This is a genomic window from Sphingopyxis italica (genome assembly GCF_011926545.1).
Taxonomy (GTDB): Bacteria; Pseudomonadota; Alphaproteobacteria; order Sphingomonadales; family Sphingomonadaceae; genus Sphingopyxis; species Sphingopyxis italica.
The window spans coordinates 521782-535805 of record NZ_JAATIT010000002.1; the positions used below are offsets into that span (position 1 = coordinate 521782).

Below are 14024 nucleotides of genomic sequence, written 5' to 3' on the forward strand. Positions count from 1 at the left end.
CAAGCCAGACTTGTGATGCGCGGGGTCATGCGGCGATATCGACTTTCATCTGCCGCCATTCGGCCGCGATCGCGGCGATCGTTTCGAGCGCGTGCGTCAGCTGCGGCGCGATGTCGGGGAGCGTACGCCACGCGGGATCGGCGATCAGCCCGAGTTCGCGGCGGAAATCATAGCCCGCGACCTTCAAGGGAACGATCCCCTCGATCGCAAGCGAGACGGGCGCCGTGGTGATCCCGATTCCTGCGGCGACCATGCGCAGACATCGCTCGTCGCTCTCGCTGCGCAGCGCGAAGCGCGGGCGGACGCCGTGGCGCGTGAAGAAGCGGCTCGTCGCGTCGAGGAATTCGCACGAACGGCGCGCGATCATCGTCTCGGCGGCGAGTTCCTCGGGACCGACCTCGATACGTCCGGCCAGCGGATGATCCGCCGCTATGAACATCGCGAGCGGTTCCGCATAGAGCGGCGTCACATGGTCGCCGCGTTCGCCATCGCGCAGCGGAACCAGCGCCATATGGATGCGGCCGCTACCCAGCGCGGCGCGCAATTCGGAGTCGCTGTTTTCGACCAGCTCGATCGCGAAGCCCGGCCGCAGCGCGGCGGCGATCGCCTGCAACAACTCCGCGGGAGCCGAGCGGATGATCCCAAGCTTGAGTTCGGCCGCCTGACGGTCGCTCTCGCGCCCGAAACTGTCGGCGGAACGAAAGCCGCGCTCCAGATCGCGCGCGATCGGGAGAAAGCGTCCGCCCGCCTCGGTCAGCCGGATCTGGCGGCGATTACGAATGAACAGCGGCGTTCCGACGAGTTTTTCGAGGTCGGCGATCCCCGTCGACAGCGCCGGCTGGGTCACGCGGATGCGCAGTGCGGCCTGCGTGAAGCTGCCGGCATCGACGACGGCGAGAAACTGCCGGATGTGCGCGCGCTTTATCATAAATTTTTCTTATGCTAAATATCAGCTTGTTTCAATTTCCATATGCGGAAATTTTGATGCACTATCGCGGCCTGCACCGCCCCCAGACCGATAGGTAATTCATGCGCGCCACCCCCGACTTCGATTTCGCGCTCGGCGAGACCGCCGACATGATCCGTGACACGACCGCCCGCTTCGCCGACGAACAGATCGCGCCGCTCGCGGCGAAGGCCGACGCACAGGACTGGTTTCCGCGCGACGAGCTATGGACGCAGATGGGCGCGCTTGGCCTGCACGGCATCACCGTCGAGGAAGAGTTCGGCGGGCTCGGCCTCGGTTATCTTGAGCATGTCATCGCGGTCGAGGAAGTTTCGCGCGCATCGGGGGCCATCGGCCTCTCCTACGGCGCGCATTCGAACCTTTGCGTCAACCAGATCCGCCGCTGGGGCAATGCCGATCAGAAGGCGAAATATCTCCCCAAGCTGATCAGCGGCGAGCATGTCGGCAGCCTTGCCATGTCCGAAGCCGGGGCGGGCAGCGACGTCGTGTCGATGAAGCTGAAAGCCGACAAGGTTCAGGGCGGCTACGTCCTCAACGGCACCAAATTCTGGATCACCAACGCGACCTGCGCCGACACGCTAGTCGTCTATGCCAAAACGAGCCCCGAGGCGGGGTCGCGCGGCATCACCGCCTTCCTGATCGAAAAGGACATGCCGGGGTTCAGCATCGGGCAAAAGATCGACAAGGTCGGAATGCGCGGCTCGCCGACCGCCGAGCTCGTCTTCACCGACTGCGAAATCTCCGAAGAACAGGTAATGGGCCCCGAGAATGGCGGCGTCGGCGTGCTGATGTCGGGGCTTGATTATGAGCGCGTCGTGCTCGCCGGGCTCCAACTCGGCATCATGCAGGCGTGCCTCGACACGGTCATCCCTTACGTGCGTGAGCGCAAGCAGTTCGGCAAGCCGATCGGGTCGTTCCAGCTGATGCAGGCGAAGGTCGCCGATATGTATGTCATGCTCCAGTCGGCGCGCTCCTATGTCTACAACGTCGCCAAGGCGTGCGACGCCGGACAGACGACGCGCTTCGACGCGGCAGGCTGCATCCTGCTGGCGAGCGAGAATGCGGTGAAGGTCGCAGGCGAAGCGATTCAGGCATTGGGAGGCGCGGGCTATACCAAGGACTGGCCGGTCGAGCGTTACTGGCGCGATGCCAAGCTGCTCGACATCGGCGCCGGCACGAACGAGATTCGCCGCATGCTGATCGGCCGTGAACTGATCGGCGCCGGCGCGTGATCTGGCTCTGGCTGTCGGCCGCCTTCATGGTGACGACGGCCGGTGTTCATTCGGTGCTCGGCTACCGGCGGATGATCGTGCCGTTGCTGCACGGCGAAGCCGGGCCGCTCGCCGACCCGCGGACGCGCCGGATCATCCGTTTCGCATGGCACGCGACATCGGTGCTGATGCTGATTTCGGCGGCCGCGGTGGCCTGGCCGGGAACGCCCAATAACCTGCTGATCGTCATCGGTGCCGGCTGGCTCGCGGCAGGTTTTTTCGACGCCGCCTATACGAAGGGGCGCCATATCGCGTGGCCCGCGCTCAGCGGCGCGGGCATCTTCGCGCTGATCGGTGCGTTGGTATGAACATGCGCGACCCTTTTGCCGCCACCGGGCTGGACCATATCGTGCTTTGTGTACGCGACATCGTTGCGACCTGCGCCTTCTATGAACATGTGCTCGGTATGACCGTGCGCGAGGAACGACCCGGCAAATATTCGCTGCAGTTCGGCGAAAACAAGATCAGCCTGCAGGATGCCGCCAACAGCCCGAGCATCGCGCGCGATACCGTGCCGGGCAGCGGCAATTTCTGCCTGCTCAGCGACACGCCGGTCGCCGAATGGCGCGCGCATCTGGCGGCCGAGGGGATCGAGATCATCGACTCCGGGCTTCGCGACGGCGCGACCGGAACGATCAACTCGCTATATTTCCGCGATCCCGACGGCAATCTCGTCGAAGTCAGCAACCAGGTCGATCGCCGATGAGCGAGACACTACTCGACATCCTGCAATATTATGGCGCCGGCGCGGCGACGCTCGCGGCGTTGCTTGTCTCGCTCAACCTCGGTCGGCGCTGGACCGGCTGGGCGTTCGTCATCTTCGTGACGAGCAGCCTCGCGCTGATCGGCTGGGGTTTCCTGCAACCCGACAGCGAGGGTATCGGATGGCAGAATATCGCCCTGCTCTGCATCAACTGCGTCGGGGTCTATCGCTATCTGATCCTGAAGGAAAAGCCCGGCGAGCCGGCGGGTCGGGGCGGGACCGACTGAGTGCCCCGCCCTTCCCGATCATCAGCCCCAGACGCGGACGCGCTTGTCGGGCGCCAAGTAGAGCTTGTCGCCTTCCTTGACATCGAACGCCTTGTACCAGGCGTCGAGGTTGCGGACGGTGAGCGCGCGATAGTTGCCCGGCGCATGGCCGTCGGTCGCGACGCGCGCGCGGAGCGCCTCGTCGCGCATCTTGGTCGCCCACGTCTGCGCATAGGCGATGAAGAAGCGTTGATCGCCGGTGAAGCCGTCGATTACCGGCGCTTCCTTGCCGTTCAGCGACGCGCGATACGCGTCGTACGCGGCCTGCAGACCCGCGACGTCGGCGATATTCTCACCCAGCGTCAGCTTGCCGTTCACCGCGAGATCGGGGAACGGCTTGTAGCTGTCGTACTGCGCAGCGAGCGCCGAGCCGGCTTCCCCGAACTTCTTGAGGTCGGCGGCGGTCCACCAGTTGCGCAGCGCCCCGGTCGAGTCGAACGCGGCGCCATTATTGTCGAAGCTGTGGCTGATCTCGTGGCCGATCACCGCCCCGATCGCGCCGTAGTTATAAGCCGGATCGGCCTTGGCGTTGAAGAAGGGCGGCTGGAGGATCGCGGCGGGGAAATTCAGCGCGTTCTGAACCGGCAGGTTGACCGCGTTGACCGTCTGCGGGGTCATCCACCATTCGCTCTTGTCCATCGGCTTGCCGATCTTGGCGAGCTGGTGCGCATATTCGGTCGTTTGCGCCGCAACCTCGTTCGCATAGGCATTGTCGGCACTGACGCTATAGCTGCCATAGTCGCGCCAGCTTTCGGGATAGCCGACGCCGACGACGATCGTTTCGACCTTCTTGATCGCCTCCTTCTTCGTTTCGGGCGCCATCCAGTCGATGCCGTTCACACGGCTGGCAAACGCCGCCTTGATCCCCTTCACCATGTCGCCGACTTCGGCTTTGGCGGACGCCGGGAAATATTTCTCGGCATAGACGCGGCCGACCGCGTCGCCGAGGTCGGTGTTCAGCGCGTCGAGCGCGCGCTTATCGCGGCTGCGCTGCTGCGGTGTGCCCGCAAGCGTCGTGCCGTAAAAGGCGAAGTGCGCGCTGTCGATCGCGCTCGGCAGCACGTCGCTGTGGCTGTTGATCTGGTGGAACGTCAGCCAGTCCTTCCACGCATCGAGCGGCTCCGACGCCACAAGCGCCGACAGGTTCGTGATCGCGTTCGCGTGATAGGCGCCGAACTTGCCCGCCTTGTCGAGCTTCGCCGCGGCAAAATACGCATCCCAGTCGATACCAGGCGCCTTCTTCGCGAAGTCGGCTTTCGCCCAGACGTCGGCCGATTGAGTGAAATCCTCGCTCTGTTCGCGGGTAGCGTGTGCGCGCGCGATCTTGAGTTCGAGGTCGTAGATACGCTTGGCCTTCGCCGCGGCGTCGCTCTGCCCCGCCGCGGTCAGCAGCTTTTCGATATAGGCCTGATAGTCGGTGCGGATCGCCGCCATCTTGGGATCGGCCGACAGATAATATTCGCGCTCGGGAAGCCCGAGGCCGCCCTGCAGCATATAGGGGATGACCTCGCCCGGGGTCGCGAGCCCCTGCGTCACGAAGATGCCGAAAAGATTTTCGGTACCGAAGTCGGTCGCGTTGAGCGGGTCGACGTCGGCGCGGGTCTGTTCGCCGAGGACCTTCGACAGCGTCGCCTTGTTGGCGATCGCAGCGAAACGCGCGAGGTCGGCTTCGACCGGCTTCATGCCCGCGGCATCGATCGCCGGCCTGTCCATATAGGCCTTGTAGAAAGCGGCGATGCGCCCCGCGTCGGCGTTCGGTTCGCCGCCCTTCTGGACGATCGCGCCGACGAGTTCGCGGACGCGCTTCTCGGTCTCGAGAAAGGCGGTGTAGAAGGCGCCGGTCGACGAACGGTCGGTGGGAATTTCGGTCGTCCTTTGCCAATTGCCGTTGGCATAGGCGTAGAAATCGTCGCCGGGCTTCACGCTCGTGTCCATCGCGGCCTTGCTGATCCCGAGTTCGGTGCCGACGGTGTAGCCGGTCTCGGCCTTGTCAGTCTCGTCGCCCTTCGAACAGGCGACGGGGCCCGCGATGAGCGCGGCGGTCGAAAGCAATATGGCGAGGACGGCTTTTTTCATGAGAATGACCTTGTTCTTGACTGGCGTGCGAGGGGCATAGGCCTGTGAGAAACTGGTTTCAACGCCAACCATTTTCGGCCTGCGGTCCTTGTCGCTCGACGAGCGGCGGGATAGTCCGGGCCGATTTCAGAGGAGATTTCGAGACGTGAGCGCACCTGTTCTGGGCACGATGGCGAATAGCGAAAGCGACGCGTTCCGCGCCAATGCCGCGCATAATCGTGCACTGCGCGACGAGCTTTACGCGCGGGTGGCCGAAGCTGGTCGTGGCGGCAATGAAAAGTCGCGCGAACGCCATACGAGCCGCGGCAAATTGCTCCCGCGCGAACGCGTCGAACGGCTGCTCGATGCCGGTTCGCCCTTTCTCGAGATCGGCCAGCTTGCCGCGTGCGACATGTATGAGGGTGAGATTCCCGGCGCCGGCATGATCGCCGGCATCGGCCGCGTATCCGGGCGGCAGACGATGATCGTCTGCAACGACGCGACGGTGAAAGGCGGCACTTATTATCCGATGACGGTGAAGAAGCATCTTCGCGCGCAGGAGATCGCCGAGGCGAACCGCCTGCCCTGCGTCTATCTCGTCGACTCGGGTGGTGCCAACCTGCCGCATCAGGATCAGGTCTTTCCCGACCGCGACCATTTCGGGCGCATCTTCTTCAATCAGGCGAATATGAGCGCCAAGCGCATCCCGCAGATCGCGTGCGTGATGGGAAGCTGCACTGCGGGCGGCGCTTATGTCCCCGCGATGAGCGACGAAACCGTCATCGTTCGGGGTCAGGGCACGATCTTCCTCGCCGGCCCGCCGCTGGTGAAAGCCGCGACGGGCGAGGAGATCAGCGCCGAGGATCTCGGCGGCGGCGACCTGCACGCGAAGAAATCGGGCGTCGTCGACCATCTGGCCGAAAATGACGAACATGCGCTGACGATCGTCCGCGACATCGTCAGCCATCTCGGCGCCGACAAAGGCTTCAACGTCGAGATGAAGGAACCGCGGCCGCCGAAATATGATGCGGAGGAACTGTACGGCATCATCCCGCAGGATGTTCGCGCGCCCTATGATGTGCATGAGGTGATCGCGCGCATCGTCGACGGTAGCGAGTTCCACGAGTTCAAGGCGAACTACGGCAGCACGCTCGTTTGCGGCTTCGCGCATATCTGGGGCATTCCGGTGGCGATCCTTGCGAATAACGGCGTGCTGTTCAGCGAAAGCGCGGTCAAGGGCGCGCATTTCATCGAGCTGGCGCAGCAGCGACGCATTCCCCTGCTCTTCCTCCAGAACATCAGCGGCTTCATGGTCGGCGGAAAATATGAGGCCGAAGGCATCGCGAAGCATGGCGCGAAGCTGGTGACGGCGGTCGCGACCGCAACGGTACCGAAGATCACCGTGCTGATCGGCGGTAGCTTCGGCGCGGGCAATTACGGCATGTGCGGCCGCGCCTATTCGCCGCGTTTCCTCTTCACTTGGCCCAACGCGCGGATCAGCGTGATGGGCGGCGAGCAGGCGGCGTCGGTGCTGGCCACGGTCCACCGCGACGCCGACAAATGGACTCCCCAAGAGGCCGAAGCCTTCAAAGCGCCGATCCGCCAGAAATATGAGGACGAAGGCAATCCCTATCATGCCACCGCGCGCCTGTGGGACGATGGCATCATCGACCCCGCGCAAACGCGCGACGTGCTGGGGCTGGCCTTCGCCGCAACGCTGAACGCCCCGGTCGAGGACCGCGGCTTCGGCGTGTTCAGGATGTGATGATGGCGACGACCGTAAATCTCGACGGCAATATCATCGATAGCGAAACGCTGTTTCACACCGCGTTCCGCGACGCCTCGGGCGTCGAATGGTATGGCGGCAATCTCGACGCGCTGTTTGACCTGATGGTCGGCGTGGTGTCCGGCCCTATCAACATCGTCTGGACCAATGCGGCCCGCTCGCGCTCCACGATCGGCGAACGCTTCGACCGTCTTCTCACTGTCATCTTCGACGCCATCGCCTATCGCGGTGACGGATCGATCAACTTGCGGCTGGAATCATGATCAACTCCCTCCTCATCGCCAATCGTGGCGAAATCGCCTGCCGTATAATCCGCACTGCGCGCGAGATGGGCATAAGAACCGTTGCGGTCTACTCGGATGCCGACGCCAAGGCTCTGCATGTGCGCGAGGCCGATGAGGCCGTGCATATCGGAACGTCGCCGGCGCGCGAATCCTATCTGATCGGCGAGAAGATCATCGCGGCCGCCAAGGAGACCGGGGCCGAGGCGATCCATCCGGGCTATGGCTTCCTCTCCGAAAATGCCGAGTTCGCGCAGGCGGTCGCCGATGCCGGGCTAGTGTGGGTCGGGCCGAAGCCTTCTTCCATCACCGCGATGGGCCTGAAGGATGCCGCGAAAAAGCTGATGGCCGACGCCGGGGTGCCGGTGACGCCGGGCTATATGGGCGAAAATCAGGACCCCGCCTTCCTCGCCGAACAAGCAGCCGAGATCGGCTACCCCGTCCTCATCAAGGCGGTCGCGGGCGGCGGCGGCAAGGGGATGCGCAAGGTCGATGCCGCAGCCGATTTTGCGGACATGCTCGCGTCGTGCCAGCGCGAGGCGGCGGCGTCGTTCAGCAACGATCATGTGCTGATCGAGAAATATATCCTGACCCCGCGCCATATCGAAGTGCAGGTGTTCGGCGACACTCACGGCAATGTCGTCCACCTGTTCGAGCGCGACTGCTCGCTGCAACGCCGCCACCAGAAGGTGATCGAGGAAGCCCCCGCCCCCGGCATGGACGAAGCGACGCGCGCGGAACTCTGCGCCGCCGCGGTGCGCGCCGCGCAGGCGGTCGATTATGTCGGCGCCGGCACGATCGAATTCATCGCCGACGCTTCGGAAGGCCTGCGCGCCGATCGCATCTGGTTCATGGAAATGAACACGCGGCTGCAGGTCGAGCATCCGGTGACCGAGGAGATCACCGGCGTCGACCTCGTCGAATGGCAGCTGCGAGTGGCATCGGGCGAACCCATCCCGCTCAAGCAGGATGAACTCGCGATCAACGGCTGGGCGATGGAGGCGCGGCTTTACGCGGAAGATCCGGCAAAAGGCTTCCTGCCCTCGATCGGCACGCTCGAACTGTTCCAGCTTCCCGAGCATAGCGGCCGCGTCGACACCGGCGTTTATGAAGGCGCCGAAGTCTCGCCCTTCTACGACCCGATGATCGCCAAGGTCATCGCGTGGGGCGAGGACCGCGAGGAAGCGCGCGAACTTCTGTCGGAGATGCTGGAGGACAGCGCGATCTGGCCGGTGAGGACCAACTCGGCATTCCTGATCAATGCGCTCGATCATCCCGATTTCGTTGCCGGCACGGTCGATACCGGCCTGATCGGCCGCGATGGCGATGCGATGACCGAAGAGCCGGCGCCGACCGCACAGGCGCTGACCAACGCCGCGATGGCGATGGTGCCGCGCTCGCCGCAAGCTGGCTTCCGCCTCAACGCGCCCGACGTGCGCACCGCGCCCTTCCTGCTCAACGGCGAGCGGGTCGAGGTCGAACTCCACGGTCCCGGCGCCGAGGAGCCCGCCCCCGCGATGCTCGTCGCCGAGGGTGGGTCCGTGTGGCAGCTTGCGCCTTGGCGCGCCGATGCGAGCGCTGGCGGCGCGGCGGGCGACGGCGCGATCCTCTCGCCGATGCCCGGCAAGGTCATCGCGGTCGACGTCGCCGCGGGCGACAAGGTGACCAAGGGGCAGAAATTGCTCACACTGGAAGCGATGAAAATGGAGCATAGCCTGACCGCGCCGTTCGACGGCGTCGTCGCCGAACTCAACGCGTCGGCGGGCGCGCAGGTGCAGGTCGAGGCGCTGCTGGCGCGGATCGAGAAGGAAGAGACATAATGGCCGGAAAATATTTCGACGAATGGCAGATAGGCGACACGCTGACGCACGACATCCGGCGCACCGTCACCGAAACCGACAATCTGCTCTTCACTACCATGACGCATAACCCACAGCCCTTGCACCTCGATGTCGAGGCAGCGAAGGCGTCGGAATTCGGCCGGATCCTCGTCAACGGCACCTTCACCTTCAGCCTGATGGTCGGGCTGTCGGTCGGCGACACGACGCTCGGCACACTTGTCGCGAATCTCGGCTATGACAAGCTCGTCATGCCGAAGCCGGTGTTCATCGGCGACACGCTGCGCGCGGAAAGCGAAGTAATCGGCCGCAAGGAATCGAAATCGCGGCCCAACGCCGGGATCGTCACCTTCCTCCACCGGTGCATCAACCAGCGCGATGAACTTGTCTGTCAGTGCGAGCGTTCTGCCCTCATCCAGCGGAAAGCCAATTGATGCGTCTCAGATCCCTTCTCTTCGTCCCCGGCGACCGCCCCGAACGCTTCGCCAAGGCCGCGGCGTCGGGCGCCGATGCGATCATCCTCGACCTCGAGGATTCGGTTGCGCTCGCGAACAAGGAGGCGGCGCGCAGCGCAGTCGCCGACTATCTTTCGGGCGAGCGCGAGGTCATCACGCTGGTGCGCGTCAACCCGCTCGACGGCCATATCCATATGACCGCCGCCGACGTCGCTGCGATCGCCGCAGCCCGCCCCGACGCGATCATGTTGCCCAAGGCCGAAGGCGCACCGAGCATCCTGCAACTCGACACCATCCTGCGCAGCGAATCCGTCCAGGGCGCCTCGCTACCGGCGATCCTGCCCATCGCGACCGAGACGCCCGCGGCAATCTTCACGCTTGGCAGCTATCGCGAAGTGAAGGATCGCCTCCTCGGTCTGACCTGGGGCGCCGAAGACCTGCCCGCCGCGATCGGCGCGACGACCAGCCGGCACGACGACGGCAGCTACACCGCGCCTTATGAGACGGCGCGCGCGCTCACCCTGTTCGCGGCGCATGGCGCGAACACCGCCGCGATCGACACGGTGTTTCCCGCGATCAAGGACGAGACGGGCCTTGCCGCCTATGCCGCCCGCGCACGGCGCGACGGCTTTACCGGCATGATGGCGATCCACCCCTCGCAGGTCGGCCCGATCAACGCCGCCTTCACACCCTCAGCCGAAGAGTTGGCACGCGCCCAGGCGATCGTCGACGCGTTCGCGGCCAATCCCGGGGTCGGCGTGCTCCAGGTCGACGGCAAGATGGTCGACGCTCCGCACCTTAAACAGGCTCATCATATTCTGTCGCTGGCCGACTAACCCAGCTTCCCATCTTCCGCTCGTGTCGAGCGAAGTCGAGACACCGGTCGGGGCGGCGCAAGGCTGAGGGGCATCTCGACTTCGCTCGATGCGAACGGGAATTATTTCGACTTTCGACCGAACGGCCGCCGCCGCTTCATCCACGCCCTGCCGCGATGCCAGCTTTTCCTGAGACCGCGCTCGGTCAGGCTTTCGAACATGTCGTCGGGGCTCGTCGGATCGAGCAGTTCATTTTCGGCGATAAATTCGTCGAACGGCCCCGGCTTGGTCAGATCGAGCAGTTCGAGCGAGCGCCCCTCACCGCGAAGTCCCTCGATCGTGGCGATCAGCGAGCCCGTCGCCTCGAATCTGCGGCCGACCTCGGCCGGGTCGACGTCCAGATGCTCGGCGATCAGCGATTCGCGCAGGCACCGGATGACCGGCTCGACGCCGACGTTCGCCGGCAAGGCGGCGTCGATCGTCACGTCACATTCGCTGTCGAGCCCCATCGAGCGGTTGTTCATATTGGCGGAGCCGACGCGGATCATCCGGTCGTCGACCACCGCGGTCTTTGCATGAACATAGATGGGTTGGCCCTTCGCCGTGCGCGGATAATAGACCTTCAGCCGATCGCCATGCTTCGCCTTGGCGATTTCACGGACCAACTGTACGCGCGCGGCATCCATCGCCATCTGCTCGAGCCAGCCGTCGGCGGTCTCGGGCATCACCATCACGAATTCGGGCGGATCATCCTCGCCCAATCGCTCGGCGATCGCTGCGGCGATCTTGCCGCAGGTAAAATACTGGTTTTCAAAATAGATGAAGCGCTTCGCTGCCGCGATCATGTCGAGATAAAGCTGCTCGATCTCCCGAACTTCCTCGCACCCTTCATATTCGGCACGCGTGCGCGAGATCGCGACATCGACGCCCTCGAAATCGGGCTCGAGGTCGTCGGGCCAATTTTCGCCGTCCCTTTCGAGGTCGCGGAGCGCTTTCTTCGTCGCGCGCTGCCAGCGTTCGTTGCCGAGGTCGGCGAGTGCATTGCCCACCCGCCCCGCAAGAATCATCGTGCTGTCGTGCCAGGGCATATAGGGCTTGCCGCCGGGCGCGGTGCGATGCGGATCGCCGTCCTTGTGATCGCGCGTGTCCCAGCGGCGCGCGCCGACATCGATCCCGCCGCACACGGCAAGATGGTCGTCGAATATCGCGACCTTCTGGTGATGGCTGCACCCGACGGGATGCGCGCTGTCGAGCCGGAAACTGATCGAGCGCGTCAATTTCCAGCGCGCGACCATCGACAGGATGCGCGGCACCGCGAACTGCTTGAGCCCCCCGAAATTCCAGCGCAATATGTCGATGTCGCGGTCGGGCTTTTCATGCGCGAGCCGCAGCAGATACTCGCCAAGCGGTTCGCCCTTTCCGTTCTCGTCCGGCTTCAGCGCGATGCGCGGGTCGAAATCCCAGCCGATGAGCAGGATGCGCTCCTTCGCGTCGACCATCAGCCGTTCGAGCAGCGCATAATAATCGGCGGCATCAACGATCATTCGCGCCTTGTCGGCGTGTTCGATCCGCCAGCAATTGCGGCCTTCGACGACTATCGGTGTCAGCTCGGTCCCCATCGCCGCCACCACGCATGATGGCAGCGATGGTTGCAAGCCTAATGTTCAGGCGGCGGCGAACTGTTCGGGGGTCAGCGCCATCATCGCTTCGCTGCCCGCCTCGATCTTGCGGCGAAGCGAACCAGCATCGGGCAGGAAACGTTCGCCGAAATAGCGCGCGGTGACGAGCTTGGCTTCGAGGAAGGCCTTGTTGCCGCGCTCCTCAGCGAGCGCCTTCTGCGCCGCTTCGGCCATCATCAGCCACATCGAACCCAGCGCGACGATCCCCAAGATGTGCATATAATGATGCGCGCCCGCGCCGACATTGTTGGGGTTCGCCATGCCGTTCTGCATGAACCACATCGTCGCGGCCTTGAGTTCGCCGTTCGCTTTTTCAAGCCGGCCCGCGAAATCGGCGAGCGCCTCATTGTCCTTCGCGCGGGCGCATTCCTCGTCGACGATCGCAAAGAAGGCCTGGATCGCGCGGCCGCCATTCTGCGCGAGCTTGCGGCCGACAAGGTCCATCGCCTGCACGCCGTTCGCGCCTTCATAGATCATCGTGATACGCGCATCGCGGACATATTGGCTCATGCCCTGTTCCTCGATGTAGCCGTGGCCGCCGAACACCTGCTGCGCGTTGGTCGCGACTTCATAGCCCTTGTCGGTACCAAAGCCCTTGATGACGGGCGTGAGCAGGCTGACGAGATCGTCAGCGCGCTGGCGCTCCTCTTCGGTCTCGGCGAGATGCGCGAGGTCGACCTGCAGCGCCCCCCAGGTGCACAGCGCGCGGAGGCCCTCGACCGTCGCCTTGCCGTCCATCAGCATCCGGCGGACGTCGGGATGTACGAACAGCGGATCGGCCTTTTCCTGCGGGTCCTTCGGCCCGGTCAGCGCGCGTCCCTGACGGCGATCCTGTGCATACTGGACGGCGTTCTGATAGGCGACGTCGGCCTGTCCGAGCCCCTGAATGCCGACGCCGAGGCGCGCGGCGTTCATCATCACGAACATAGCCGCGAGGCCTTTATTTTCCTCGCCGACCATCCAGCTCTTCGCGCCGTCATAGTTCATCACGCAGGTCGAATTGGCGTGGATGCCCATCTTGTGCTCGATCGAGCCGCATGACAGCGTGTTGCGGTCGCCGAGCGAGCCGTCGTCGTTGACGAGGAACTTGGGCACGATGAACAGCGAGATGCCCTTGACGCTGTCGGGCGCGTCGGGGGTCTTCGCGAGCACGAGATGGATAATATTCTCGGTCAGGTCATGCTCGCCCGACGAGATGAAGATTTTCGTGCCCGTGACCGCATAGCTGCCGTCGCCGTTCGGCACCGCGCGGGTGCGGATGAGGCCGAGGTCGGTGCCGCAGTGCGGTTCGGTCAGGTTCATCGTCCCGCCCCATTCGCCCGCGATCATCTTGGGAACATAGGTCGCCTTTTGCTCGTCCGAGCCCTTGACGAGGATCGCAGCGGTCGCGCCCTGCGTCAGCCCCGGATACATGGCGAACGCCTGATTGGCGGCATTGCGATATTCCTCGACCGGGAAACCGATCACATGCGGCAATCCCTGTCCGCCGAATTCCTCGGGCGCGGTCAGAAGGCCCCAGCCGGCTTCAGAATAGGCCTTGTACGCCCCCTTGAAACCTTTCGGCGTCGTCACCGATCCGTCGTCGTGACGCGTGCAGCCTTCGAGGTCGCCCGACTGGTTGATCGGGAACAGGACTTCCTCGCAGAATTTTCCCGCCTCGGTCAGTACCGCCTCGACCATGTCGGGCGTCGCATTGGCGAAGCCGGGCAGGTTCGCATAACGCTCGATCCCGAGCACATCGTTGAGGAGGAACAGCGTGTCCTGCACGGGAGCGCGATAGACGGGCATGAGAAATCCTTCTGAAAAGCAGTTTCGATGTCAACTTGCCTGGGGAGAGGCAGAGGGTGA

General features: G+C 64.1%; 13 protein-coding genes. 9 read left to right on the forward strand and 4 right to left on the reverse strand.

The features are described from left to right. Positions 1-25 precede the first annotated feature (25 nt). The gene (locus GGR90_RS10190; protein WP_167921319.1) at positions 26-928 is read right to left on the reverse strand and encodes a LysR family transcriptional regulator; all 903 of its coding nucleotides are present in this window, start codon (positions 926-928) and stop codon (positions 26-28) included. Between the two features lie 101 nt (positions 929-1029). Here GGR90_RS10190 and GGR90_RS10195 point away from each other — a divergent pair, with 101 nt between their 5' ends. The 4 genes from GGR90_RS10195 to GGR90_RS10210 are packed head-to-tail and all read left to right on the forward strand — an operon-like array spanning position 1030 to position 3228. Beyond that, positions 1030-2199, forward strand: a complete 1170-nt coding sequence (locus GGR90_RS10195; protein WP_167921320.1) for an isovaleryl-CoA dehydrogenase — start codon at positions 1030-1032, stop codon at positions 2197-2199. Continuing rightward, positions 2196-2546 (forward strand): hypothetical protein, encoded by a 351-nt coding sequence (locus GGR90_RS10200; protein WP_167921321.1) that lies wholly within the window; start codon positions 2196-2198, stop codon positions 2544-2546. Before GGR90_RS10195 ends, GGR90_RS10200 begins: the two co-directional genes overlap by 4 nt. After that, positions 2543-2944 carry a VOC family protein gene (locus GGR90_RS10205; protein WP_209023671.1) on the forward strand — a complete coding sequence of 134 codons (402 nt, stop codon included), beginning with the start codon at positions 2543-2545 and terminating at the stop codon, positions 2942-2944. The genes GGR90_RS10200 and GGR90_RS10205 overlap by 4 nt, the downstream gene beginning before the upstream one ends. Beyond that, complete coding sequence (locus GGR90_RS10210; RefSeq protein WP_167921322.1) at positions 2941-3228, forward strand: hypothetical protein; 288 nt, start codon at positions 2941-2943, stop codon at positions 3226-3228. Before GGR90_RS10205 ends, GGR90_RS10210 begins: the two co-directional genes overlap by 4 nt. A 21-nt stretch (positions 3229-3249) precedes the next feature. Here the strand turns inward: GGR90_RS10210 and GGR90_RS10215 are convergent, their stop codons facing one another. After that, a complete protein-coding gene (locus GGR90_RS10215) occupies positions 3250-5343 on the reverse strand; it encodes a M13 family metallopeptidase (RefSeq protein WP_167921323.1) in 2094 nt (697 codons plus the stop codon). A 145-nt stretch (positions 5344-5488) separates the two neighbouring features. Between GGR90_RS10215 and GGR90_RS10220 the strand changes: the two genes are divergently transcribed. From GGR90_RS10220 to GGR90_RS10240, 5 genes are read left to right on the forward strand one after another with little or no spacing between them, the layout of a single operon-like run. Beyond that, positions 5489-7087 carry a carboxyl transferase domain-containing protein gene (locus GGR90_RS10220; protein WP_167921324.1) on the forward strand — a complete coding sequence of 533 codons (1599 nt, stop codon included), beginning with the start codon at positions 5489-5491 and terminating at the stop codon, positions 7085-7087. 2 nt (positions 7088-7089) lie between these two features. Next, on the forward strand, positions 7090-7371 hold the full coding sequence (locus tag GGR90_RS10225; RefSeq protein WP_167921325.1) for a barstar family protein: 282 nt from the start codon (positions 7090-7092) through the stop codon (positions 7369-7371). Further along, positions 7368-9209, forward strand: coding sequence for an acetyl/propionyl/methylcrotonyl-CoA carboxylase subunit alpha (locus tag GGR90_RS10230; RefSeq protein WP_167921326.1), 1842 nt, complete (start codon positions 7368-7370; stop codon positions 9207-9209). The genes GGR90_RS10225 and GGR90_RS10230 overlap by 4 nt, the downstream gene beginning before the upstream one ends. Then, on the forward strand, positions 9209-9661 hold the full coding sequence (locus GGR90_RS10235; protein ID WP_167921327.1) for a MaoC family dehydratase: 453 nt from the start codon (positions 9209-9211) through the stop codon (positions 9659-9661). Before GGR90_RS10230 ends, GGR90_RS10235 begins: the two co-directional genes overlap by 1 nt. Further along, positions 9661-10518 carry an HpcH/HpaI aldolase/citrate lyase family protein gene (locus GGR90_RS10240; RefSeq protein ID WP_167921328.1) on the forward strand — a complete coding sequence of 286 codons (858 nt, stop codon included), beginning with the start codon at positions 9661-9663 and terminating at the stop codon, positions 10516-10518. The genes GGR90_RS10235 and GGR90_RS10240 overlap by 1 nt, the downstream gene beginning before the upstream one ends. A gap of 101 nt (positions 10519-10619) precedes the next feature. On the opposite strand, the gene GGR90_RS10245 is transcribed toward GGR90_RS10240, so the two are convergent. Together GGR90_RS10245 and GGR90_RS10250 are read right to left on the reverse strand one after the other, a co-directional pair. After that, entirely contained in the window at positions 10620-12116 is a 1497-nt protein-coding gene (locus GGR90_RS10245) for a phospholipase D-like domain-containing protein (protein ID WP_167921329.1), read from the reverse strand. Between the two features lie 45 nt (positions 12117-12161). Then, positions 12162-13964 carry an acyl-CoA dehydrogenase C-terminal domain-containing protein gene (locus GGR90_RS10250; protein WP_167921330.1) on the reverse strand — a complete coding sequence of 601 codons (1803 nt, stop codon included), beginning with the start codon at positions 13962-13964 and terminating at the stop codon, positions 12162-12164. Positions 13965-14024 lie beyond the last annotated feature (60 nt).